Here is a 24,719-nt window from a genome sequence, read left to right as displayed (position 1 = left end):
TATTTTATGAACGATCGTTCGTTTATTGCCAAGGGAGTATCTCGATGGCACGGATTCTGGGTTACATCGCCGCCACCCTCGACGGGTTCATCGCCACCCCCGACGACGGGCTGGACTGGCTGTTCAACTATGACGGACTCGATCTGGGCGAGCATGACTATGGCGAGTTCCTGAAGGGCATCCGCACCGTAGTGATGGGCCGCGGCACCTATGACTTCCTCGCAAAGGACGACGGGCCCTGGCCCTATGCTGAACAGCGCGTGCGGGTGGTCACCTCACGGCCGATCGACGCGCCCAAGGGAGCGCTGGAGACGCGCAGCAACGTCGATTCCCTAATCGCCGAGCTGCGCGCGCTCGACGATGGCGATGTGTGGATGCTCGGCGGCGGACAGCTGCAGATGGCGTTTCTCGAACGCGGCGCGCTCGATGCGATCGAGATCTACGTCATGCCCGAGCTGATCGGGGGCGGAAAACCGCTGTTCCCGCCGACCGGCTTTGCCTCCTCGCCGCGCCTGCTCTCCGCCAAGACGCTCGATCGCGGTTGCGTCCGGCTCCACTACGCCTTCGAGGGCTAAGCCGCGGCTTCTTCCGCAAACAAGCCCTTCAGATCCTTTTTGAGGATCTTGCCGTTGGCGTTGCGCGGGAGCGTATCCTTCGTGAACCGGATCGCGACGGGCACCTTGAACCCCGCGAGGCGATCGCGGACCCATTGCTGCAGCTCGGCCTCGCTCGCCTGAGTGCCGGGGGCAAGGTGGACCACCGCCACCGGCTCCTCGCCCAGCGTGCGGTGAGGGATGCCGATCAGTGCGGCGTCGGTGACCGCTGGATGCGCGTAGAGCACGTCTTCGACCTCAGACGAGTAGATATTCTCGCCGCCGCGGATCACAATGTCCTTGGCGCGATCGACGATGAACAGGAAACCCTCCTCATCGACCCGGGCGAGATCGCCGGTGCGCACCCAGCCGTCGCGGAAGGTGGCGGCTGTGTCCTCGGGCTTGTTCCAATAGCCCTTCACGATCATCGGCCCCTTGGCCCATAGCTCGCCAACCTCGCCCACGGGCAGTTCGTGCTCGCCTTCCGGGTCCATGATCTTGAGATCGGCGACGGGCACCGGCGGGCCGGCGCTGGTCGGTCGGTTGAGATAATCCTCCGCCGAATTGCCAGTGACCGTCGCCATCGTCTCGGTCATGCCCCAGCCATTGCCGGGCAGCGCACCGAATTCGGTGTAGATACGCCTGACCAGCTCGGGCGCCGATGGCGCGCCGCCATAGGCGATCGCCTCGAGGCTGGAGAGGTCGTAATTGGCGCGCGCGGGATGCTCGAGCAGCTGCCAGGCGATGGTCGGCACGCCGCCGGTCAGGCTCACCTTCTCACGCTGGATGATCTCCATCGCCTGCTCGACATCCCATCTGCGCATGAAGATCGAGGTATGGCCAGCGAAGACCGACCCCATCAGGCTCGCCGAACAGGCGGTAACGTGGAACAACGGAATCACCATCAGCCCGACCTTGGGGGTCAGCTCGGGCGGCATCTCGCCGCGCCGCAGGAACGCGCGGATCGAGCCATAGCCCGCCGAAAGGATGTTGGTGAGGAGGTTGCGGTGCGTGCCGAGCGCGCCCTTGGGGTGGCCGGTGGTGCCGCTGGTGTAGAAGATCGTCGCATCATCCTCGGGCTCAAGCGAGGGTTCGGCGGGCAGCGGAACATCGGCGAGCGATGCCCAGTCGCCGGGCCTGCCGATCAGATCCTCCAGTTGCCGCACGCCTTCGGCAAGCGCGCCGCGCGGACGGCTGACCAGCACGTGCCTGAGATCGGGCAGCCCCGGCAGCACATCGGCAAGCCGGTCGTAGCGCTCGCCATCGGTGACCAGCACGCTGCTGCCCGAATCGCGCAGGCCGTAGTTGAGCTCGCCGGCAGTCCACCAGGCGTTGAGCGGCACCAGAATCGCACCGATACTGACCGCGGCGAAGAACACGACCGGCCATTCGGGCACGTTGCGCATCGCCAGCGCAACGCGGTCGCCTTTCTTCACCCCCATCGCGCGCAGCTGCGTCGCGAGGTGGGCGACGGCGCGAAAATTCGCCTCGAAGCTGACGCGCTCGTCCTCGTGGATCGTGAACAGCCGGTCGCCGTGCATCCGCGATGCCTGAATCAGCCAGGCGAGGTTAGGCGGGGCATTTTTCCAGACGCGGGTAGGTACGCCGCGGATCTCGACCTCATCCATTTCGAACTTCTGGCCGGGGGCGGTCATCAGCGCCTGTGCTTGCCCTAGCGTCATCTTCGGCCAGTTGGGGTCGAGCGGGATGATCGGTTCGGCGGCCACGGCACACTCTCCAGCGTTGTTGCCGGCGTCTGGCCAGCTTTGTTGAATTTTCGGTTTGGCGTTTCCACCGACCCGAGTTTCAGGTTATTCTTGATTCATATGCCGCCAAACGCAATAGGGAAGCGACAGGTGGGGCAAACCGCCGGAAGCAAGGATTCGAACTAAAGGTATGGACGCCGCCAGCTTCGCACCGCCCGCCTCGACGGGCTTCGACGCCGACCGGCTCGGCGCGATCGATGCGTTCATCAAGGCGCGCTATCTCGACAGCGGCCTGCTGCCGCATGCACAGCTGCTGGTCGCCCGCGACGGGCGGATCGCGCATTTCAGCCATCAGGGCGCCGCGCGGGAAAGTGGCGCGCCGGTCGACGAGGCCTCGATCTTCCGCGTCGCGTCGATGACCAAGCCGGTTACCTCGATCGCGTTCATGCAGCTGGTCGAGGAAGGCAAGGTCGCGCTCGACACGCCGGTCCATCACGTCCTGCCCGAGCTGAAGGGCGTCGGCGTCTATAATGGCGGCGGCGCCGGGGTACCGTTCATCACCAGGCCGACCGCCGAGCCGATGCGGATGATCGACCTGCTGCGTCACACGTCGGGCCTGACCTACGGCTTCCAGAACCGCAGCAATATCGATGCGGCCTATCGCGCCGGGAAGATCGAGAACTGGCACGGCAATCTCGACCTCGACGGCTTCATCGCGGCGCTGGGCAAGCTGCCGCTTGAATTCTCGCCGGGCGAGGCATGGAATTATTCGGTGTCGACCGACGTGCTCGGCGCGGTGGTCGAGCGGGTTGCGGGTATGCCGCTCGACCGCGTGTTCGAGGAGCGTATCTTCGCACCACTCGGCATGGCGGATACCGGCTTCTGGGTGTCTGAGGACAAGATCGGCCGGCTGACCGACTGCTGGACCCTGATTCAAGGATCACGGGTCATGTACGACGAAGGCGCCAAGTCGGCGTGGAGCCGGCGGCCTACTTTGGTCTCGGGTGGCGGTGGCCTCGTCTCGACCTCGCTCGACTATCACCGCTTCGCGACGATGCTGCTCAATGGCGGCACGCTGGAGGGGGTGCGGATCATCGGGCGCAAGACGCTTGAGCTGATGACGCAGAACCACCTGCCCGGCGGCGGCGATCTCGCCAGCCTGTCGCGATCGCTGTTCAGCGAGACCAGCAATGCCGGCACCGGCTTCGGGTTGGGCTTCGCGGTCAACCTTAGCCCGGCCAAGTCGATGATCCCCGGATCGGTGGGCGAGTTTTACTGGGGCGGGATGTTCTCGACCGCCTTCTTCGTCGATCCGGTCGAACGGATCACGATGGTGTTCATGACCCAGCTTTCGCCGTCGGGCGCTTACCCGATCCGGCGTGAACTCAAGACGATGATCTACTCTGCGCTGACATGATTTCGAACCCAACCCTTACCCCGTCATTCCCGCGAAGGCGGGAATCCATTCAGGGCTGACGTTCCGGCAGGATCCGCAACATCAGCGCCAATGGATCCCCGCCTTCGCGGGGATGACGACCAGAAGAAGGAAGTACAGGACCAATGACCTCCCCCATCACCACCGAACGTCAGGGCGAGATCCTTGTCATCACCTCGAACAACCCGCCGGTGAACGCGCTCGGCGCGGCGGTGCGACAGGGACTGGACGCGGCGATCAAGGAACTGGCGGGCGACGACAGCCTGAAGGCCGCGGTGATCCGCTGCGACGGGCGCACCTTCTTCGCCGGCGCCGACATCACCGAATTCGGCAAGCCGATGCAGGAGCCGTCGCTTCCGGTGCTGGTCGACCTGATCGAGGCGAGCGAGAAGCCGGTCGTCGCGGCCGTCCACGGCACTGCCCTGGGCGGCGGGTGCGAGGTCGCGCTGGCGTGCCATTATCGCATCGCCGTGCCCTCGGCCAAGTTCGGCCTGCCTGAGGTCAAGCTCGGCATCCTGCCCGGCGCGGGCGGCACGCAGCGGCTGCCGCGCGTTGCGGGCATCGAGTTCGCGCTCGAGCTGGCGACCAAGGGCGATCCGGTTTCGGCCAGCGCGGCCAGGGACGCAGGGCTCGTCGATCGTCTCGCCGGTGAGGACAGCCTGACCGCCGACGCGATCGCCTATGCCAACGAGGTTGCCGCCGCGCGTCCCCTGCCCCGTACCAGCGAGCAGCCGGTGACGGTGGAAGCGGGCGTGTTCGACGCGTTCCGCAAGACCAACGCCAAGCGCTTCCGCAACATGGACGCCCCGGCCGAGATCATCGCGGTGATCGAAGAGACGGCGGGCAAGCCCTATGCCGAGGGCGTACAGCGCGAGCGCATGGGGTTCATGAAGCTCATCATGGGTGCGCAGAGTGCGGCGCTGCGCCACATCTTCTTCGCCGAGCGCAAGGCCGCGAAGATCGACGGCGTGCCCGAGGATACCCAGCTGCGTCCGATCAAGCGCGTCGGCGTGATCGGCGCCGGCACGATGGGCGGCGGCATCAGCATGAACTTCCTGTCGGCAGGCATCCCGGTGACGATCGCCGAGATGCAGCAGGAAGCGCTCGACCGCGGCACCGGCACGATCCGCAAGAATTACGAGGCGACCGCCGCCAAGGGCCGGATGACCGCCGAGCAGGTCGAAGGCGCGATGGGGCTGCTCAAACCCACGCTCAATCTGGAAGACCTCGCCGAGTGCGACCTCATCATCGAGGCCGTGTACGAGAATATGGACGTCAAGAAGGACATCTTCGGCAAGCTCGACAAGATCGCCAAGCCGGGCGCGATCCTCGCGTCGAACACCAGCTACCTCAACATCGACGAGATCGCTGCGGCAACTAATCGCCCGCAGGACGTGCTGGGCCTGCACTTCTTCTCGCCCGCCAACATCATGAAGCTGCTCGAAGTGGCGCGCGGCGCCAAGACCGCGGGCGACGTGCTGATGACAGCAATGGATCTGGCCAAGAAGATCAAGAAAGTCGCGGTGGTTGCGGGCGTTTGTTACGGCTTCATCGGCAACCGCATGCTGATCCCGCGCCAGATGGAGGCGATGAAGCTGCTCCACGAAGGCGCAACCCCGGAGCAGGTCGACAAGGTCCATGTCGAGTTCGGGATGCCGATGGGGCCGTTCGCGATGAGCGACCTCGCCGGCGTCGACATTGGCTGGCACCGCGACCCGACCCGGATCGAGAATATCCGCGACGCACTCGCCGCCGAGAACCGCTGGGGCCAGAAGACCAAGGCCGGCTTCTACGACTATGACGACAAGCGCAATCCGTCGCCCTCGCCCCGCGTGGCGGAGATCATCGAGGAATTCCGCACCAAGACCGGCACCCCGCAGCATGAGGTGACCGACGAGGAGATCATCGAGCGCACGCTCTACACGATGGTCAATGAGGGCGCGAAGATCCTGGAGGAGGGCATGGCCCAGCGCGCGTCGGACATCGATGTCGTGTGGATCTATGGCTATGGCTGGCCTCCCTATCGCGGCGGCCCGATGTTCTGGGCCGATCAGGTCGGCCTCAAGACCATCGTCGCGGGGCTGGAGAAGCACGGCTTCGAAATCTCCAAGCTGCTCCGCGAGAAGGCCGAAAGCGGCGGGAAGTTCAATGGCTGACCTGGCTGTCCCGGCACCGCATCGGGCGACCGATGCATGGGCCGGGACCAGCGCGCTCGGGATCGCCGCAGCCATCGCCGCCGGCGAGACCAGCGCGCGCGTGCAATGCGAACTGGCGATCGCACGGATCGAGGCAGGCGACGGAGCGGTGAACGCGGTCGTCGTCCGCGATTTCGCGCGGGCGCTGGAGGCTGCGGATCGAGCCGACGCGGCGGTTGCGCGCGGCGAGCGCCAGCCCTTTCTCGGCGTACCGATGACGGTCAAGGAAGCGTTCGACGTCGCCGGGCTGCCGACCAGCTGGGGCTTCGCCCACGCAGCAAACAACCTCGCCACCAGCGACGCGGTGGTGGTCCAGCGGATGAAGGCCGCGGGCGCGATCATTCTCGGCAAGACCAATGTCGCACCGGGCCTCGCCGACTGGCAGTCCGATAACCCGGTCTATGGCCGGACCGCCAATCCCCACGACCTGAGCCGCACCGCGGGTGGTTCCTCGGGCGGGTCGGCGGCGGCGCTGGCAGCCGGGTTTGTGCCGATCGAGATCGGTTCGGATATCGGCGGATCGATCCGCGTGCCTTCCGCTTTCTGCGGCGTGTGGGGCCACAAGCCGAGCTATGAGCTGATCGACGCCTATGGCCACCGCTTCCCCGGCAGCGACGGAGCACCGCTACCGCTGGGCGTGGTCGGGCCGATGGCGCGCGATGCCGCTGACCTTGCCGCGATGCTCGATATCCTCGCGGATACGCCGTTGCCACGCGCCGGGCGGTTCCTCGACCCCAGCAGCAAGCGGTTGCTGCTGCTCGACCAGCATCCGGCCGCGCCGACCGATCCTGCGATCCGCAGCGCACTCGACCGCCTCGACGATGCGGCAGCGCGCGCGAGGATCCATATCGCGCGGTCGAGCGACCTGCTGCCCGATCTCGCCGCGCAGCATCGCGCCTATTGCAAGATGCTGGCGATCACCTTCGCACGCGGCGCACCCGGGCCGAACGGTCAGGCCGCGAGCCTGTCGGACTGGTTCGATCAGCTCGACGCGCAAGCGCGCAACCGCCGCACGTGGGGCCGACTGTTCGACGAGTTCGACGCGGTCGTGACGCCGGCCAATGTCGTCACCGCCTTCGCGCATCGCGACGATCCCTATAACGACCGGCGGCTGACCGTGGACGGACAGGACACGAGCTATGACGCGCAGCTCGTCTGGGCGGGCATCGCCACCTATCCCGGCCTTCCCGCCACCGCCTTCCCTGCCGGAACCACCGCCGGCGGTCTGCCCATCGGTCTGCAGGTGATCACCGATTATCGCGACGACCACCGTGCCATCGCGATCGCCGACCTTCTCCACGGAGTGCTGCAATGAGTGAGCTTGAGAGTTTCCGCGCCGAGACGCGCGCATGGCTGGAGGCGAATTGCCCCGCATCGATGCGCGAACCGGCGCGCAGCGAGAAGGACACCGTCTGGGGCGGGCGCGACCAGTCGGCGCTGACGCCAGACCAGAAGACGTGGATGGACCGCATGGCCGAGCGCGGCTGGACCGTGCCCGACTGGCCCCAGGCCTATGGCGGCGGCGGGCTTTCGCCAGCTGAGAGCAAGATCCTGCGCGAGGAGATGCGCGCGCTCGGCTGCCGCAATCCGCTGAGCAGCTTCGGCATCTCGATGCTCGGCCCGGCACTGCTGAAATACGGCAATGAGGAGCAGAAGCTCGAGCATCTCACGAAGATCGCGCGTGGCGATATCCGCTGGTGCCAGGGCTATTCGGAGCCGAATGCGGGCAGCGACCTCGCCGCGCTCGCGACGTCCGCTGAAGACCAAGGCGACCATTACCTCGTCAACGGGCAGAAGGTGTGGACCAGCTATGCCGACAAGGCCGACTGGATCTTCTGCCTCGTCCGCACCGACAAGAGCGTCAAGCAGGCCGGGATCAGCTTCCTGCTGTTCGACATGGCCTCACCCGGCGTGTCGACCAAGCCGATCCTGCTGATCAGCGGCTATTCGCCCTTCTGCGAGACCTTCTTCGACGATGTGAAGGTGCCCAAGGCCAACCTGGTGGGCGAGCTCAACAAGGGCTGGGACGTCGCCAAATATCTGCTCGGCCATGAGCGCGAGATGATCAGCGGCATGGGACTTGGCCTGTCGAGCGGCGGCACGCTGATCGGCAATGCCGTGGCGCGGATGGGGCTGGACGATGACGGCCGCCTCGCCGACCCGCTGCTGCGCGGCCAGATCGCGCTGCACGAGGTCCGCGCCCGCGCCTTCGGGGCGATGTCCGAACGCTTCCTCGATGAGTTGAAGGCAGGCCGCGCGCACCCTGCCCAGCCGAGCATGATGAAATATTACGGCACCGAGCTGAACAAGGCACGGCACGAGCTGGAAATGGCGGCGGGCGGATCGGACTCGCTTGAATGGGAGAGCGCCGCGTCAAACAATGGTGCTGCGCCGCGTGCCTGGCTGCGAACCAAGGCCAATTCGATCGAGGGTGGGACCAGCGAGGTCCAGCTCAACATCATCGCCAAGCGAATCCTGGAGCTGCCGGGCGGCTGAACCGAACACCGTCACCCCGGCCTTGTGCCGGGGTCTACCTCTCCACCAGCGCTGCCGGCGCGGTGGTTCCCGGCACAAGGCCGGGATGACGAAGGAATGAGTCGATGCCTCTCTACCTCAACGAAGAACAGACGATGCTCCGCGATGCTGCGCAGCAATTTGTAGGTGAAGCCGCGCCGGTTTCGCATATGCGCGGGCTGCGCGACGGCAATGACGCGACCGGCTTTTCCCGCGATCTATGGAAGCAGTTCGCCGAGATGGGCTTTACCGGCATCCTGATTCCTGAGGTCGATGGCGGCCTTGGTCTGGGCCATGTCGAGGCGGGCGTGGTGCTGGAAGAGATCGGCCGCAACCTCTCTCCCTCCCCCTTCCTCACCACCGCGGTCGCAGCGGTGGAAGCGCTCAAGGGCAGCGCGCAGCGCGAACGCTGGTTCCCCGGCATCCTGTCGGGCGAGACCGTCGCCGCGCTGGCGATCGATGAACGCGGCAAGCATGGCAACGCGATCGGCATGAAGGCCGAGCGTTCGGGCAATGGCTTCAAGCTTTCGGGCACCAAGCAGTTCGTGACGCACGGCCATGTCGCCGACCTGCTGATCGTCGCGGCACGCACCGCCGGCTCGCCCGAGGATGAGGCCGGCGTCACGTTGTTCGCGGTGCCGAAGGATGCGGCCGGCCTGACCGCCGATCCACAGCGACTGGCCGATTCCAGCCTCGCCTCGCGCCTGACCTTCGACGGCGTCGAAGTCGATGCCGATGCGGTGATCGGTGAGGTCGATGGCGGGCGCTCGGTACTGAGCGCGCTGCTCGCCGCCGGCCGCACCGGCGCGGCGGCGGAGTCGCTCGGCGTGGGCGGCGGAGCGATGGACCTCACCGTCCGGTATCTCAAGGAACGCAAGCAGTTCGGCACGCTGATCGGCAGCTTCCAGGCGCTCCAGCATCGCGCGGCGCATCTCTATACCGAGCTTGAGGTCGCGCGCGCCGCGGTGCTCAAGGCACAGCAGCTGCTCGATGCAGGCGACGCCAAGGCCGATGAGGCCGTGTCGGTCGCCAAGGCGATGGCAGGGCTTGCCTCGACGCTCGCGGTGCAGGAAGGGGTGCAGATGCATGGCGGCATCGGCATGACCGACGAGTTCGACATCGGCTTCTACATGAAGCGCGGCCGCGTGCTGGCGGAGGTGTTCGGCGACGCCAATTTCCATGCCGACCAGCTGGCGAGGGCAAGCGGCTACTGATGGCGGATGAGATCAAACCCCGGCGCACCGATGCGGAGATCGTCCAGGAGCTGCTGACCCTGCTCGACGTCGAGGAACTCGACGCCGATCTCTATCGCGGCCACCGCCAGCCGGGCGGGCGCGGGCGCGTGTTCGGCGGGCAGGTGATCGCTCAGGGCTTGCAGGCAGCGCAACGCTCGGTCGAGGACAAGGTCGCGCACTCGCTCCACGCCTATTTCATGCGACCGGGGAACGAGGATCATCCGATCACCTATCGCGTGGTGCGCGATTTCGACGGCGGCAGCTTCGCCAACCGCCGGGTGATCGCGATGCAGCGAGGCGTGCCGATCCTCAATATGACCGCGTCGTTCCAGCGCGCCGAGGAAGGACTGCATCATCAGGACGCGATGCCCGACGTGCCGCCGCCCGATGGCCTGCGCAACGAACAGGAGTTGCGGCGCGAGAAGATCGACCAGATCCCGGAGAATCTGCGCCCCTTCTTCCTGCGCCGCCGCCCGATCGAGATCCGCCCGGTCAACCCGCGCGACTGGATCAACCCGGAGAAAGCGCCGCCGATCTGGTACAGCTGGTTCCGCGCGATCGCGCCTTTGCCCGACGATCCTGCAACACATCGCGCGGTGCTGTCCTATGCCTCGGATATGTCACTGCTCGGCACCGCGTTGCTGCCGCACGGCCTGACCTGGCTGCGGCCCGACCTTCAGACCGCGAGCCTCGACCATGCGGTGTGGCTGCACGAGCCGTTCCGAGCGGACGAGTGGCTGCTCTACGCCACCGACAGTCCCTGGGCGGGCCATGCCCGCGGCTTCAACCGCGGCAAGATCTTCACCCGCGACGGGCGACTGGTCGCCAGCACCACGCAGGAAGGGCTGATGCGGCTGCGGGGGTAAAGCCGCTCAGTCCCGTCGCACCGTGTAGGTCGAGGGCAAGTACAGGAACACCTCGGTCGCGCCTGCTCGCGCCCATTCCACCGGACGGTCGATGCCGCTCACCGCCACACCATAGCCCGCGCCAAAGCGCTTCGACTGTTCCGCTGCATCGGCGGCGATCACGTCGATGATCGCGCCGCGATACTGATCGGGATTGATCACGCTGAGCACCGGCTCGCCCGACACCCTGAGCATTGCCCGCCCGGTCAGCGGCACCGCGTTGACGAACTTCGATATCTGCGCCTTCGCCGCAGCAAGGGTCATGCCGGGCGTCAGCCGCACCTTGACCAGAAAGCTCGCCCGCGAGGTATCCGGCCGGCCGTCGCCGGAATAGCTGAGCGTGTTGAAGTTGGTGAGCGTCAGCGGCTGGAGCAGATAGCTGCCGGTCGCAAGCTCCACCCCCGCCTTGCCCGCGCTGCCGATCGTGCTGCGCAGGGTCGCCTCGAGCTCTTCCTTGCGTTTCAGCGCATCGCGCGTGTCGTCCGTGATCAACACTGGCTGCACCACATAGTCGGCGCTGCGCTTCAGGTGATTGATCGGAAGCCGCGTCGGAAGCACCCCGCTCATATCCTCGCCATAGGCATCTGGCGCTCGGCGGGAGGCAGTGACGACCATCTCCTGCGCGAATGCCGGGGCGGCGCTCGCGGTAAGGGTGACGGCAATCAGGAGTTTGGACAGGATCCGCATGGTCTTTCTACCCCTGCTCAATTGCGCGGCCGCACGGTGCTGTTCGAGGGCAGGAACAGCTGTACCTCGGTCAGGCTCGCGCGTTTCCACTGGACAGGCTTGTCGAGCCCGGTGACCTCGACCCCATAGCCCGCACCGAAACGCCCGCTGGTGGTCCCCGTGTCCTTCGCCACCAGATCGATGATCGCGCCGCGATACTGTTCGGGATTGACCACCGACAGTGTCAGCTCGCTATACGCCTTGATCTGCGCGCGGCCGACCAAGGGGACCGCCTTGATGAACTTTTCGATCTTCGCGAGCGCCGCCTTGGCGTCGATGCCGGGCGCCAGCGGTACCTTGACCAGGAACTTCACCGCCTCACCGTCGATCTCGTCCTCGTCGATCTCTTCGATCTTCAAGTCTTTGTAATTAGCGACGTTGAGCGGCTCGACGACGATCTCGCCGCTGGAGAGCTGAACGCCGGACGCATTGGACAGGTCGATCGCCTTGCGCGTCATCGCCTGCACCTCCTTGTGCGCGTCCTCCTCCAGCACCGCGTCGCTCACCACGACCACCTGCTGCACGGCGAAGTCGGCGGTACGGCGCAGCATCTGCACCGGCGCAGGGGTGAGGATCGGCTTCTCGACGACGCGCTCCGCGTCATCGTCGATGACGAGCCTGCGCATCCCGGTGACGATGATCTCCTCGCTGCCGTCCTGCGCCGCTGCAGGCATCGCGCCTGCCAGAACGCCGGCAGCCGCCAGTCCGACAAGAATTCTGCGCATTCCCCTCTCCCCCATTTGGGAGGAAAAGTGCTGGGAATCGGCTAGCCTGTCAAACGGCGGTCTTGCCGTATTCCTGACGGGTCACCGGATGGCTCGACGACAGTCCACCATCCACCGCAAGCGCCTGTCCGTTGACATAGCTCGCATCGTCCGAGGCCAGGAACAAAGCCGCGCGCGCCAGCTCCTCGGCCTGCGCCCCACGGTGCAACGGGTTGAGCCGGCCGATCCGGTCGGTCTTCCCTGCTTCACGCGCATAGTCGAAGGTCGGCTTGGTCATGCCCGTCTCGGTCAACCCCGGGCACAGCGCGTTGACACGCACATTCGACCCCGACAATTGCTGCGCAGCAACGGCCGCCAGATTGATCACCCCCGCCTTGGACGCCGAATAGGCCGGGCTGCCCGCGCCCGAGCGGATTCCGGCCACACTGGCGGTCAGCACGATCGCCCCGCCCCGCCCCGCTTCTTTGGCGCGCTCGGCGATTTTCGGCGCACCATGTTTGATCGCCAGCAGCGGCCCAATCAGGTTCACGCGCAACACTTCGGCGATCAGCTCGGGCGTGGTGTCGAAGATGTTGGCCATCCCGCCCGAGATGCCGGCATTGGCGAACAGCACGTCCAGCCCGCCATATTCGGCGACTGCGAGATCGACCGTCGCAATCACGTCCGCCTCGCTGCCCGCGTCCATGCGGATCGCCTTGGCCGTGCCGCCTGCCGCGGCGATCATCGCCGCAGTTTCATCGGCACCTTCGGTCCTGTCGGCAACGATGACCTTGCCGCCCTCGGCCGCGAACAGGAGTGCGGCGGCGCGTCCGATGCCGCTACCGGCGCCGGTGACGATGATCGACTTGTCCGCAAAGCGCGCCATCAGATCGTCACCCCGCCATCGACGACCATCGCCTGCCCGGTCATGTACCGGCCCGCGGGCGAAGCGAGATAGACCACTGCGCCCGCAATATCCTCGGGATCGCCTAACCGGCGTAGTGGGGTACCCTTGTTCACCCGTGCCTCCGCCGCGGGATCCTCCCACAATGCGCGCGCGAAGTCGGTCTTGATCAGGCCCGGTGCGATACAGTTCACGCGGACATTGTCGGGTCCGTATTCGACCGCATAGTTGCGCGCGAGCTGGAAATCCGCAGCCTTGGACACGTTGTAAGCCCCGATCACCGGCGATCCGCGCAGTCCGCCGATCGAGGAAATGATGATGATCGCGCCATCCTTGCGCTCACGCATCTCGGGTGCGGTCATCTGGATCAGCCAGTGGTTGGAGACGATGTTGTTATCGAGGATCTTGCGGAACTGATCGTCCGCGATGTCCGCCAGCGGCCCGTAATAGGGGTTGGACGCGGCGTTGCAGACAAGGATGTCGATCCGGCCGAACGCGCGGCGCGTCTCGTCCACCAAATGTTGCAGCGCAGCCTTGTCGGAGATGCTGGCGGCGACCGCGATCGCGGTGCCCTCACCATGCTTCGCGTTGATCGCCGCCGCGACTTCGTCGCACGCATCCTGCTTGCGACTGGAGATCACCACCTTCGCGCCATGATCGGCGAGCGCCTCGGCCGAGGCCTTGCCGATCCCGCGCGAGCTGCCGGTGACGATCGCGACCTTACCGGTCAGGTCGAACAGCTTCATCCTATGCTCCCGCTTTCCGCGCGAAGTCCCATGCGCTCGCCGCCAGTCCCGGCACGCGCGCGGCGGTTTCCTCCGCATGTGCATTGCTGGCATTGCCGTCGAGCAGCCGCTTCTTGATCCCCTGGACGATGCTCATCAGCCGGAACGTGCCGAAGGCGAAATACCAGTTGAGGTCGGGGATGCCGTCGCGCCCTGTGGCGGCGCAATAGCGCTCGACCATCGCATCGACGGTGGGGATTCCGGTCTCCGCCCCCGTGATCCCGGCGATGCCCGACGCACCGTTGGCGGGAACGAACCAGTTCATCAGCAGGTACGAGAAATCCGCCATCGGATCGCCCAGCGTCGACAGCTCCCAGTCGAGCACAGCCTTCACCCGCGGGGTGTCCGCGTCGAAGATCATATTGTCTATACGATAGTCGCCATGGACGATGCTGGTGCGCGTCTGCGGCGGCAGCGTGCGCGGAAGCCATTCGATCAGCTTCTCGACATCGGGCAGGTCGTCGGTCTGGGCGAGCCGGTATTGTTTTGTCCAGCGCCCCACCTGCCGCTCGAAATAGCTGCCGGGCTTGCCATAGTCGCCAAGGCCCGCGGCCGCGTAATCCGTGTTGTGCAGCTGCGCGAGCCGGTCGCACATTTCGTGATAGATCGCGGTGCGTTGCGCCGGCGTCATGCCGGGCAGCGCACCGTCCCAATACGTCACACCCTCGACCCGCTCCATGATGTAGAAGGCCGAGCCTACGACATCATCGTCCTCGCACAGCCCATAGGGCCGCGGCACCGGAAAGCCGGTCGGGTGCAGCCCGGCGATCAGCCGATACTCGCGATCTACTGCATGCGCCGACGGCAGCAGCGGGCCGAACGGCTTGCGCCGCAGCACGTAGGTCCCGCTGACCGCATCGATACGATAGGTCGGGTTCGACTGCCCGCCCGGGAATTTGGCGTAGGTCAGCGGTCCCGCAAACCCGGCAACATTCGCCTCCATCCATGCCGTCAGCTTTGCGGTGTCGAGGTCGCTCACCGCCTCCATCGGCTGCCCGCCGCGATGGCCCGCGGGCGCGCTCATGTGAACTCGATCACCGAGCGCACGGCGTCACCCTTGCGCAGGTTGTCGAAGGCATGGTTGATGTCCGCGAGCTTGATGCGCTCGGCGACCATCGTGTCGAGGTCGAGCAGTCCGTCGAGATACATCTGTACCAGCCGCGGCAGATCGACCGGGAAGCGCATCGACCCCAACAGCGATCCCTGCAGCTTCTTGCCCGTCAGGAAGGTCGGGCCGGGGATGCTGACCGACTGGCCCGGCGCGATCATCCCCAGGATCGTCGCGGTGCCGCCGCGGCGGAGCAGGTTCCATGCCAGCTCGGCGGTATTGGGCCGCCCGACCGCCTCGATCGCATAGTCGACGCCGCCATCGGTGAGCTTGGCGACCTGCTTGACCAGATCGTCGGTCATGGCGTCGAAGACATGCGTCGCGCCCATTTTCCGCGCAATCTCGCGCTTCTCCGGCACCGGATCGATCGCGATGACCTTGCCTGCGCCGGCGATCTTGGCGGCATTGACCGCCGACAAGCCGATGCCGCCGCAGCCGATCACCGCCACCGTCTCGCCCGGGGTCACCTTGCTGTCGCGAAAGATCGCCCCCGCGCCGGTAATCACCGCGCAGCCGAGCAGCGCCGCACGGTCGAGCGGCATGTCCTTGCTGATCGCGACGCAGGCATTCTCATGCACCAGCATCTGCTCGGCGAACGCCGAGAGGTTGAGGAAATGCGCGATCGGCGTGCCGTCGGACAGGCGCAGCTTGGACTCGGCGTCCTTGGGCCGCCGCGTCGAGCTGTCGACGCATAGCGACGGCCGTCCGGACACGCAGAACTCGCATGACCCGCAGAACACGGTGAAGAAGGTGATGACATGGTCGCCCGGCTTGATCCGCGTGACCTCGCTGCCCACCGCCTCGACCACGCCCGATGCCTCGTGCCCCGGCACGGTCGGCATGACGTGCGGATAGGCACCGTCGACGAAATGGAGGTCCGAGCGGCACACCCCGCACGCCGCGGTGCGGATCAGCACCTCGCGCGGGCCGGGCTTGTCGATTGTGATGTCGTGGATCTCGAGGGGACGTTTCGCCTCGAACAGGACCGCTGCCTTCACCAAACTCTCCCTTAACGCGACGCGGCCAGGTCGCCGCTCGACGGGCGATCGGCCTTGAAGTCCCCGTACTTGCCGAACTCGGCGCGGGCGATGGCGCGATTGTGCACCTCGTCCGGACCGTCGGCAAAGCGCAGCGTGCGCATGCTCGCCCAGGCGCTGGCGAGCGGCGTGTCGCCCGAGACCCCCGCGCCGCCGAAAGCCTGGATCGCATCGTCGAGAATCTGCAGCGTCATGCGCGGCCCCATCGCCTTGATCATCGCGATCTCGCCCTGCGCGGACTTGTTGCCCGCCTTGTCCATCATGTCGGCAGCCTTGAGGCACAGCAGACGCATCATCTCGAGGTTCGAGCGCGCCTCCGCGACGCGCTGCTCCCAGATCGAATGGTCGGCGATGCGCTTGCCGAAGGCGACGCGGCTGAGAAGCCGCTTGCACATCAGTTCGAGTGCGCCCTCCGCAACCCCGATCGAGCGCATGCAATGATGGATACGCCCCGGCCCGAGCCGGCCCTGCGCGATCTCGAACCCGCGCCCTTCGCCGAGCAGGATATTCTCCACCGGCACGCGGACATTCTCGAGCACCACTTCGCCATGGCCATGCGGCGCGTGATCATACCCGAAAACCGAAAGCATCCGCTCGACCCTGACACCGGGCGCGTCCATCGGCACGAGAATCTGGCTCTGCTGCGAATGGCGCGAGGCATCGGGGTTGGTCTTGCCCATCACGATCGCGACGGCGCAGCGCGGATCGCCCACCCCCGACGACCACCATTTGCGCCCGTTGATGACATAATGGTCGCCGTCGCGGACCATCGAGGTCTGGATGTTGGTCGCGTCGGACGAGGCGACCTCAGGCTCCGTCATCAGAAAGGCCGAGCGGATTTCGCCGTGCATCAGCGGTTTGAGCCAGCGACCCTTCTGGTCGCGCGTGCCGTAACGATGCAGCACTTCCATATTGCCGGTGTCCGGCGCCGAACAGTTGAAGACCTCGCTCGCCCAGCCGGCACGCCCCATCTCCTCGGCACACAATGCGTATTCGAGGTTGGTGAGCTGAGTGCCCTCAAACTCGAAGCTGTCGTCGACATGCTTCTGCCCGGAGTGCGGCGGCATGAAGAAATTCCACAGCCCCTGCGCCTTGGCGACGACCTTCAGCTCCTCGATCACCGGCAGCACCTTCCAGCGTTCTCCGGTATAGGCCTGGGTGTGATAGTCGCCGTCGCGTGGGCGGACGTGCTGGTCGATGAACCCCCTCACGCGGTCGCGGAAATAGGTTTCGCGCTCGGTCAGCGTGAAGTCCATCATCCTTCTCCTTGCATCGCTCGTTTCGACTCGAATACGCCATACCCGTTTTTCGGTAAAGTGGGGCGCGGCCCATTTTTCCGTAGCGTATCCACCGTGCGCCGCCCTGCCCGCTTTAGGACTGTTCCTTCGAATCAAAGCTGCTAATCTGGCCGGATGGTAGTCGAAGAGGGGCTCCCCGCCGAAGCGCGGGGCGAGACGAAACGGTTCAAGGCGAAGCGCGACGCGATCCTCGCCGCGGCAGCCGATGTGATCAACGAACAGAGCGCGAAGGGCATGACCTTTGCGGACGTCGCGCAGCGCGTGGGGCTCAACACCACCAGCGTCACCTATTATTTCAAGCGCAAAGAGGACCTTGCCGCCGCGGCGTTCGAGGTGACACTCGACCGGCTCGACGCGATGCTCGACGAAGCGCATCAGGAGGGCACGCCCGAAACCCGCATCGCCCGCTTCCTCTCGATCAACATGGAACGGCTCGCCCGGATCGACCGCGGCGAGGAAAAGGCGTTTGCGATCCTGTCCGATCTGCGCGCGATGGAAGGCGATATGCGTGTGCGGCTGATGGCGCGCTGGCAGCATATCTTCCGCCGCACGCGTGCCTTGTGGGGCGAAGAGGGCAGCCGTACGGAGACCGACCTGCGCGGCGCACGCGCGCACGTTCTGCTCGAGAACACCTTCTGGCTGCCCGCATGGCTGGTCCGCTACGAAATCGACGAGTATCCGCGGGTCGAAGCGCGGCTGATGGACGTGTTCCGCCACGGCATCGCCGCGGAGGGCGCGGCGTGGAAGCCCGAGATGCTCGATCTGACGCATGACGAGGCAGAGCCGGGGCGCGAGGCGTTCCTGCTCGCCGCAACGCGCCTGATCAACGAGCTCGGCTATCGCGGCGCGTCGGTCCAGAAGATCGCCAGCGAGCTCAACGTCACCAAGGGCAGCTTCTACCACCATCTCGACGCGAAGGACGAGCTGGTGATCGAATGCTACAAACGCAGCTTCGATATCATCGCCGACGCCCAGCGGCTCGCCGAGGAAGGCCCCGGGGATCACTGGCACAAGGTTACCAGCATCGTCGCGACCCTGCTCGACGTGCAGTTCTCCGAACGCGGACCGCTGCTGCGCACCACCGCGCTCTCCGGCCTGCCGCCGCGCGTGCGCACCGCAATGGTCGACCGCTCGAACCGCATCGCGCGCCGCTATGCCGGAATGTTGTCGGACGGCATCGCTGAAGGTTCGATCCGCGCGATCGATCCGCTTGTCGTCAGCCAGACGATGATGGCGCTCCAGAATGCCGCATTCGACATGCGCAAATGGGCCGGCACCATGCCGCGGGACAAAGCGGTCGCTTTCTACGCCTCGACCATCGTGTTCGGCCTGTTCGACGACCGGGTGCTGGACTTCTGATCGCGCCTCACGGGCGCGGCGTATCGTCGCCCCGCGCAAGCTTCGTCAGGTCGATCGCATGCAACCTCGGCGCACCCGTGCGTCGCGGGACGAGCGATCCGATGGGCGCCGCGTAAGAAGGACGCAAGGTGAACCGCTCGACACGATAGGTTCCGACACCGCTTGCGTCCGGCTTGACGGGAAGGAACCGGCGTGCCGCGACATGCTTGACCAGCGGCTTCGCCCATTGCGCACCCTTTGCGGGACGCAGAATCTCGACCTCGCCGGGCCGGCCGTCGGGCCGGATCCAATAACCGATATCGGCCCATTTGATGTCCGGACTGTCGAACTTGGCGTTAATAAACGCGGCCATCGTGTCGCTGTCGTCTATCGCTACCCCTGAAGGTCCGGAATGGCTGAACTCGGGATAGCGCGGCTCGTGCAGCATCACGGGCTCCGTCCCGCCCGCGCCGCGCAGCGCGGCGATCAGTTCGTCCGTCCCGCTTTCATCTCCCTTTGCAATGGCGATCCGTGCCCGCAGCACGGGCAACACCCCCGCGAAGCGCGCATCCTCGCCATAGCTGCGCTCAAGTTGTTCAAGCAGGCTGCGCGCCCGCGCCAGATCCTGGACGCTAAGCGCCAGCCAGGCGCGGCGAAAGGTCAGCCCTGCGGCGATGTCAGCCTTGCCGGCGCGCTCTGCCTCTCCGGCCACTGCGCGATAGACGCGGTCAGCGTTGGCCGGGTCGCCGAGCTTGGCCCACATATCGCCCAGGCGGCCGGAGACGCTCAGCGCCTGCGAATGCTCACGGCCCAGCGCATCGCGCACCACGGCGACGCTCTCGCGCGTGGCGTAACGGAACGCCTGGTCGTCGCCCTCATGCTCGGTCACGTCGGCATAGGTGGAATAGAGGTCCGAAATCGGGCCGGGCATGCGCGCGGCATATTGCCTGTTTCGGGAAATCGCGCGTCGCAGGATCGCCTTGGCCTCTACGTAGCGGCCTGCGGAGAAACTCTCCATGCCCGCTTTCATCGCAGCGTTGACCTCTTCTTCGGGCGGGCAGCCGCGCGTGAGGCAGGTCTCCAAAGCGTCACGCATCCGGTTACCGGTGATGACGACATCCGGCGGCGCGGCTGGCCGCTCGGCTCCAGCCTGCTGGCCCGCCAGTGCAAGGACAATCAAAAGCATCGACGCCGCTCCCCCTTCACCCAGGCAGAACCCGGGAAAGTCTAAGGGGGAGCGGCGGCGCTGACAAGCAAGCCGCTATCCCTTGAAGAGTGCCGCGGCGGCCCGGGCCTTGTCGCGCGCGCGTCCGACCGCGGGTGCGCGTGCGGCGGTGAGGCGATCGGTGATCGCCTTGGGCGCAGTCTCGGGCCGGCCGGCGTTGAACGGCGGCTCGGGCGCATATTCGATCGTCAGCTGGATTTGCTGCGCGGCCTCAGGGCTACGCAGCATCGCCGCGACGGTCAGCCCGAAATCGATCCCCGCCGTGACCCCGCCCCCGGTGATGCGGTTGCGGTCGACCTCGACCCGCTTGGTCGAGGGGATGCCCCCCATCAAACCCACGACGTCGCGCACGGTCCAGTGGCTCGCAGCGCGATAGCCGCGCAGCAACCCGGCCGCGCCCAGCAGCAGCGATCCGGTGCAGTCGCTGGTGACGAAGCGCGCGGTCTTGCCGTGATGCGCGAAGAACTCGATCACTTCGGCATCGTCCATGCAAGCGGTGGTGCCTTCAAGCCCGCCGGGCGCGAACAGCACGTCGAGATTCTCCGGGCAGTCGCGGAACGCCGTCGACGGCGTCACGGGAATGCCGAGATCGGTCGTCACCGGGTCGAGCGTCTTCCACACGAGATGGATTTCGCTGTGCATCAGGTTGAACACGGTGAGCGGCCCGACCAGATCCTGCATCACCATCTTCGGGTGGACGAGCATCGCGATCCTGGGGCGGTCGGGTCCCGCCCCTGCCTTGCCCAGCACGCCGTGCATCGGCCGCGCCGGCTGACCGTGGCCCGCATGCCCGGCATGTCCAGCCTGTTGCGCGTAGGCCGCCTGGCTCAGCGCCAGCATATAGCTCGACAGCCCGGCCGCTCCCATCGTCTTCAAGAAGCCGCGCCGCCCCTCCGGACCTGCCGCCCCCGACCGATCTTCTTCCATACCCTGTCTCCTCGGATCGCCGCGCGACTGCGCGGCCTTGGCGTCGGGCTATCTTCGGGCGGGCTCGACCGAAAGGACAAGCGCCGTTCAATTCCCGCCAGAACTTCCCCGGTCCGGCGCGGCAAAGCGCTCGCGATAGGCCAGTGGGTTCACGCCAAAACGCCGCACGAACACCCGGCGCAGATTCTGTTCGTCGCCGAACCCCGCCGTCGCCGCCACCTGCTTGAGCGACAGCCGCGTCGATTCGAGCAGTCCAGTCGCCGCCTCGACGCGCATCGCTTCGACCGAACGCGCCGGGGTCGATCCGACGCTGGCGGTGTACGCGCGGGTGAAGGAGCGTTCGGACATGCCGGCCTGCGCGGCAAGCTGTTCGACGCGCAGGTCGCGCGTCAGATTCTCGCGCATCCACGCATGAAGTGCCTCGAACCGCTCGTCCTTGCCGCTCTGGAGCAGCAGCGGGACCGAGAATTGCGCCTGTCCGCCGGGCCGCTTCATGAAGACCACCAGCCGCCGCGCCGCCTCGATCGCAACCCGGTGGCCATAATCCTGCTCGATCAGCGCCAGCGTCAGGTCGATCCCGGCGGTGACCCCGGCAGAGGTCCAGAATTTGCCGTCGCTGACATAGATCGAATCGGGTTCGACGCGGATCTCGGGATAGCGCGCCTGAAGCGTCGCCGCCCAATGCCAATGGGTGGTTGCCCGTCGCCCCTCCAATAACCCCGCCGTAGCGAGAATGAACGCGCCGGCGCAGATCGAGCAGACCCTGCGAATACTCGCTTCACGCGCGACCAGCCATTCGACCAGTTCGGGCGGCGCGAGCGGCCCTTCCTTCGAGCTGCCGCCCCCGACGATCACCGTATCGATGTCCAGTCCATCGAGCTCGGCGAGCGTGCGGGTCACGATCGGCATCCGCGCCGAGGTCTGGACCACGCCGCCCTGCACCGATGCGACCAGCGTCTCGTAGCGTTCAGGTGTCCCGCGCTGCCGCTCGCTGGCCTCCAGCGCCTGCAGCGGACCGCCGATATCGAGCAGGTTGATACCATCGAACGCGAGGATCAGGGTGCGGATCGGAGCCTTGCGTTCCATTGCGTATCTCGCATCGTGTGCGGCTGCCCTGATCGACACGCCAAATGAATGCCTGTCTCGGGCTTCGATGGCACGATATAGCCGAAGCAGGACAAATGCCATTGCGTTTTATCACGATATACGCGACATAGTCTCGCAATACGTTACAACGGAGGGCGTGAATCGTGACAGTTGCAGAGCGGACAGGGACGGCGGTTGCCAGCGGCGTGCGGATGACGGGCGGCGACGCGCTGGTGGCCGGACTGCATCGGTGGAATGTCGATACGGTGTTCGGTGTTCCCGGCGTCCAGCTCGACGAACTGTTCGACGGACTCCAGCGCGGCGGTGGCGACATCCGCGTGCTTCACAGCCGTCACGAACAGGGCGCCGCCTATATGGCGTTCGGCTATGCGATGGTCACCGGCAAGCCCGGCATTTGCGCGGTCGTCCCCGGCCCCGGCCTGCTCAATGCGGGCGCGGCGCTCTCGACCGCCTATGCCTGCAACGCCCGCGTGCTCTGCCTGACCAGCACCGTCAACAGCGCGCTGATCGACCGCCGCTATGGTGCGCTGCACGAGATCAACGATCAGGACGGCCTGCTGCGCAGCCTGACCAAGTGGAGCGCGCGCGCAACGCATGCGAGCGAGATCCCCGGCCTGCTCGACGAAGCGTTCCGCCAGCTGCTGACCGGCCGCCCGCGCCCGGTGGCGCTCGAGATTCCGCCCGATATCCTCGCGCAGACCGGTTTCTTCGCCTATCCCGACGCGCTGCCCTCGCTCGCCAATCCGCTCGCGGATCCCGACGCGATCGAACAGGCTGCGACGCTGATCGCCGGTGCGCGCAACCCGATGATCGTCATCGGCAGCGGCGCGCAGGACGCCGGCCGTGAAATCCGCGCGCTCGCCGAACAGATTCAGGCGCCGATCGTCAGCCGCCATCTCGGCCGTGGCACGGTCCGCTCGGACGACGACTACGCCCTTCCCGCCGCCGCCGCGCTGCCGCACTGGCCCGACGTCGATGTGGTGATCGGCATCGGCTCGCGCCTGACCCAGCTGCGCGAATGGGGCATGGGCGGCGGGCTCAAGGTCGTTCACATCGACCTCGACCAGACCGAAATCAACCGCATCGTCGCACCCGCGGTCGGCATCGTCGCCGATGCGGCCGAGGCGACCGCGAAGCTGGTCGAGGCGCTGGCCGGGAAGAACCTCTCACCCGCGCCGCGCACCGCCGAATTCGCCGCGATCCGCGCTGCCTTCCGCGAGGAAGTCGCCGCCGAGATCCAGCCGCAGGTCGGCTATCTTGACGTGATCCGCGCTGCGATGGCCGAGGACGATGTGTTCGTCGATGAGATGACGCAGGTGGGTTACGCCTCGCGCTATGCGCTGCCGATCTACACCCCGCGTAGCTACGTCAATTCGAGCTATCAGGGTACGCTGGGCTATGGCTTCGCGACTGCGTTGGGCGCACAGGTCGGCGCCGGCCAGCGGCGCACGATCTCGGTCAATGGCGATGGCGGGTTCATGTACACCATGCCCGAGCTTGCGACCGCGGTGCTGCACCGCATCCCGCTGATCGCGATCGTGTTCAACGACGGCAATTTCGGCAATGTCCGCCGCATTCAGGCGAACAAATATGGCGGCCGCCTGATCGCATCGAATCTGCACAATCCGGACTTTGTGACGCTCGCCCAGTCGTTCGGCGCGACCGGCTTGCGCGCCGTGGGCCCCGAAGGCCTCGCCGCCGCGCTGGCGACCGCAAAGACCGTCGACGGCCCCGTGCTGATCGAAGTGCCGATGGACTCGGATTCGACCGCCTCCCCCTGGAAGCATGTCCATGGCCGCAAGGTCCGCTGAGCGCCGCCCGTCGGCGGCCACGGTCGATATCCTGCGTACGCTGGTCGGGTTTCCGACCGTCAGCCGGGATTCGAACCTCGAACTGATCCACTGGGTGCGCGACTATCTCGCCGCGCACGGCGTGGAGTCGGTGCTGAGCCATGGCGCCGATCCGGGCAAGGCGAACCTGTTCGCCACCATCGGCTCGGGCGAAGGCGGCATCGTCCTGTCCGGCCATAGCGACGTGGTGTCAGTCGATGGTCAGGACTGGAGCAGCGATCCGTTCGTGCTCGACGAACGCGACGGCAAGCTGTTCGGGCGCGGTACCTGCGACATGAAGGGGTTCATCGCCGCCACCCTCGCCAAGGTGCCTGCACTGGCGGCGGCGGAGCGTGCCGAGCCCGTTCACCTCGCTTTCTCCTTCGACGAGGAGATCGGGTGCAAGGGCGTCGGCTATATGCTCGACGACCTCGTCGCGCGCGGCGTGCGCCCGCGCGGCTGCGTGGTGGGCGAGCCGACCTCGATGGATGTCGTCATCGGGCACAAGACCGGCAGCGCCTATGGCTGCACCATCCGCGGCCTCGAAGCGCACAGCTCGCTCGCGCCCTATGGCGTCAACGCGATCTTCTTCGCCGCGCGCGTGATTGCGCGGATCGAGGCGATCGGCGCGCGCCTGCGTGAGAGCGAACCGCGCAACGAAGGCTACTCGGTCCCCTATTCGACCGTGTCGGTCGGCGTAATCGAAGGCGGACAGGCCAGCAACATCGTCCCGGCGGTGTGCAAGTTCCGCTTCGACATCCGTACCCTGCCCGATACCGATCCCGACGCGATCATCGCCGAGCTGCGCCACTATATCGACAGCGAATTGCTGCCCGAGATGCGCGCGGTGAGCGAGACCGCCGATATCGAGATCGTGATGAACGGGCGCGTACCCGGCTTCGCGGTCGAGGCGGAAGCGCCACTTACCCGCTATGTCCAGCGGCTCGCAGGCTCCAACGCGGCACCAGCATTCGTCGCCTATGGCTCGGAAGCTGGACTCTTCCAGGCGAAGAACATCCAGTCGGTGCTGTGCGGCCCGGGATCGATCGAGCAGGCGCACAAGCCCGATGAGTTCGTCACGCTCGAACAGCTCGCAAAGTGCGAGGATTTCCTCGACCGGCTGCTGATTACCCCATTCCCTGACTGAC

General features: G+C 66.2%; 21 protein-coding genes. 10 read left to right on the top strand and 11 right to left on the bottom strand.

Annotated elements, in window-relative coordinates:
* Positions 1–44 precede the first annotated feature (44 nt).
* Positions 45–575: a dihydrofolate reductase family protein gene (locus AC07NK_RS11920; RefSeq protein ID WP_495170814.1), complete on the top strand. Its 531-nt coding sequence runs from the start codon at positions 45–47 to the stop codon at positions 573–575.
* On the opposite strand, the gene AC07NK_RS11915 is transcribed toward AC07NK_RS11920, so the two are convergent.
* Positions 572–2,275, bottom strand: coding sequence for a class I adenylate-forming enzyme family protein (locus AC07NK_RS11915; RefSeq protein ID WP_495171007.1), 1,704 nt, complete (start codon positions 2,273–2,275; stop codon positions 572–574). The two genes, AC07NK_RS11920 and AC07NK_RS11915, sit on opposite strands and share 4 nt — an antisense overlap.
* A 214-nt stretch (positions 2,276–2,489) precedes the next feature.
* Between AC07NK_RS11915 and AC07NK_RS11910 the strand changes: the two genes are divergently transcribed.
* The 6 genes from AC07NK_RS11910 (at position 2,490) to AC07NK_RS11885 (ending at position 10,544) form a co-directional block, all read left to right on the top strand.
* Positions 2,490–3,716 carry a serine hydrolase domain-containing protein gene (locus AC07NK_RS11910; protein ID WP_495170813.1) on the top strand — a complete coding sequence of 409 codons (1,227 nt, stop codon included), beginning with the start codon at positions 2,490–2,492 and terminating at the stop codon, positions 3,714–3,716.
* 143 nt (positions 3,717–3,859) lie between these two features.
* On the top strand, positions 3,860–5,890 hold the full coding sequence (locus AC07NK_RS11905) for a 3-hydroxyacyl-CoA dehydrogenase NAD-binding domain-containing protein (protein WP_495170812.1): 2,031 nt from the start codon (positions 3,860–3,862) through the stop codon (positions 5,888–5,890).
* Complete coding sequence (locus tag AC07NK_RS11900) at positions 5,883–7,244, top strand: amidase family protein (protein WP_495170811.1); 1,362 nt, start codon at positions 5,883–5,885, stop codon at positions 7,242–7,244. Before AC07NK_RS11905 ends, AC07NK_RS11900 begins: the two co-directional genes overlap by 8 nt.
* A complete protein-coding gene (locus AC07NK_RS11895) occupies positions 7,241–8,425 on the top strand; it encodes an acyl-CoA dehydrogenase family protein (protein WP_495170810.1) in 1,185 nt (394 codons plus the stop codon). The genes AC07NK_RS11900 and AC07NK_RS11895 overlap by 4 nt, the downstream gene beginning before the upstream one ends.
* A gap of 104 nt (positions 8,426–8,529) precedes the next feature.
* Positions 8,530–9,657 carry an acyl-CoA dehydrogenase family protein gene (locus AC07NK_RS11890; protein WP_495170809.1) on the top strand — a complete coding sequence of 376 codons (1,128 nt, stop codon included), beginning with the start codon at positions 8,530–8,532 and terminating at the stop codon, positions 9,655–9,657.
* Positions 9,657–10,544, top strand: coding sequence for an acyl-CoA thioesterase (locus tag AC07NK_RS11885; protein WP_495170808.1), 888 nt, complete (start codon positions 9,657–9,659; stop codon positions 10,542–10,544). Before AC07NK_RS11890 ends, AC07NK_RS11885 begins: the two co-directional genes overlap by 1 nt.
* Positions 10,545–10,550: 6 nt before the next feature.
* On the opposite strand, the gene AC07NK_RS11880 is transcribed toward AC07NK_RS11885, so the two are convergent.
* From AC07NK_RS11880 to AC07NK_RS11850, 7 genes are read right to left on the bottom strand one after another with little or no spacing between them, the layout of a single operon-like run.
* Positions 10,551–11,270 carry a TonB-dependent receptor gene (locus AC07NK_RS11880; protein ID WP_495170807.1) on the bottom strand — a complete coding sequence of 240 codons (720 nt, stop codon included), beginning with the start codon at positions 11,268–11,270 and terminating at the stop codon, positions 10,551–10,553.
* A 17-nt stretch (positions 11,271–11,287) separates the two neighbouring features.
* The gene (locus AC07NK_RS11875; protein WP_495170806.1) at positions 11,288–12,034 is read right to left on the bottom strand and encodes a TonB-dependent receptor; all 747 of its coding nucleotides are present in this window, start codon (positions 12,032–12,034) and stop codon (positions 11,288–11,290) included.
* Between the two features lie 49 nt (positions 12,035–12,083).
* Complete coding sequence (locus tag AC07NK_RS11870) at positions 12,084–12,899, bottom strand: SDR family NAD(P)-dependent oxidoreductase (RefSeq protein ID WP_495170805.1); 816 nt, start codon at positions 12,897–12,899, stop codon at positions 12,084–12,086.
* The gene (locus AC07NK_RS11865; protein WP_495170804.1) at positions 12,899–13,663 is read right to left on the bottom strand and encodes an SDR family oxidoreductase; all 765 of its coding nucleotides are present in this window, start codon (positions 13,661–13,663) and stop codon (positions 12,899–12,901) included. The genes AC07NK_RS11870 and AC07NK_RS11865 overlap by 1 nt, the downstream gene beginning before the upstream one ends.
* Position 13,664: 1 nt before the next feature.
* Entirely contained in the window at positions 13,665–14,726 is a 1,062-nt protein-coding gene (locus tag AC07NK_RS11860) for a phosphotransferase family protein (protein ID WP_495170803.1), read from the bottom strand.
* On the bottom strand, positions 14,723–15,808 hold the full coding sequence (locus AC07NK_RS11855) for a Zn-dependent alcohol dehydrogenase (protein WP_495170802.1): 1,086 nt from the start codon (positions 15,806–15,808) through the stop codon (positions 14,723–14,725). Before AC07NK_RS11855 ends, AC07NK_RS11860 begins: the two co-directional genes overlap by 4 nt.
* Positions 15,809–15,819: 11 nt before the next feature.
* Complete coding sequence (locus tag AC07NK_RS11850; RefSeq protein ID WP_495170801.1) at positions 15,820–17,103, bottom strand: acyl-CoA dehydrogenase family protein; 1,284 nt, start codon at positions 17,101–17,103, stop codon at positions 15,820–15,822.
* Positions 17,104–17,259: 156 nt separating this feature from the next.
* Between AC07NK_RS11850 and AC07NK_RS11845 the strand changes: the two genes are divergently transcribed.
* Positions 17,260–18,504, top strand: coding sequence for a TetR/AcrR family transcriptional regulator (locus tag AC07NK_RS11845; RefSeq protein WP_495170800.1), 1,245 nt, complete (start codon positions 17,260–17,262; stop codon positions 18,502–18,504).
* 7 nt (positions 18,505–18,511) lie between these two features.
* On the opposite strand, the gene AC07NK_RS11840 is transcribed toward AC07NK_RS11845, so the two are convergent.
* The 3 genes from AC07NK_RS11840 to AC07NK_RS11830 form a co-directional block, all read right to left on the bottom strand.
* Positions 18,512–19,669, bottom strand: coding sequence for a tetratricopeptide repeat protein (locus AC07NK_RS11840; protein ID WP_495170799.1), 1,158 nt, complete (start codon positions 19,667–19,669; stop codon positions 18,512–18,514).
* Between the two features lie 75 nt (positions 19,670–19,744).
* On the bottom strand, positions 19,745–20,635 hold the full coding sequence (locus AC07NK_RS11835; protein ID WP_495170798.1) for a DJ-1/PfpI family protein: 891 nt from the start codon (positions 20,633–20,635) through the stop codon (positions 19,745–19,747).
* A gap of 87 nt (positions 20,636–20,722) precedes the next feature.
* Positions 20,723–21,721, bottom strand: a complete 999-nt coding sequence (locus tag AC07NK_RS11830; protein ID WP_495170797.1) for a GlxA family transcriptional regulator — start codon at positions 21,719–21,721, stop codon at positions 20,723–20,725.
* 164 nt (positions 21,722–21,885) lie between these two features.
* Between AC07NK_RS11830 and AC07NK_RS11825 the strand changes: the two genes are divergently transcribed.
* Together AC07NK_RS11825 and argE are read left to right on the top strand one after the other, a co-directional pair.
* On the top strand, positions 21,886–23,553 hold the full coding sequence (locus tag AC07NK_RS11825; RefSeq protein ID WP_495170796.1) for a thiamine pyrophosphate-dependent enzyme: 1,668 nt from the start codon (positions 21,886–21,888) through the stop codon (positions 23,551–23,553).
* Entirely contained in the window at positions 23,534–24,718 is a 1,185-nt protein-coding gene (gene argE, locus AC07NK_RS11820) for an acetylornithine deacetylase (RefSeq protein WP_495170795.1), read from the top strand. The genes AC07NK_RS11825 and argE overlap by 20 nt, the downstream gene beginning before the upstream one ends.
* Position 24,719 lies beyond the last annotated feature (1 nt).

The sequence above is a fragment of the Sphingomonas sp. GW821-FHT09B04 genome (genome assembly GCF_059418285.1).
The sequence above is the reverse complement of the archived record's forward strand: the minus strand, read 5'-3'. Positions and strand labels throughout refer to the sequence as shown.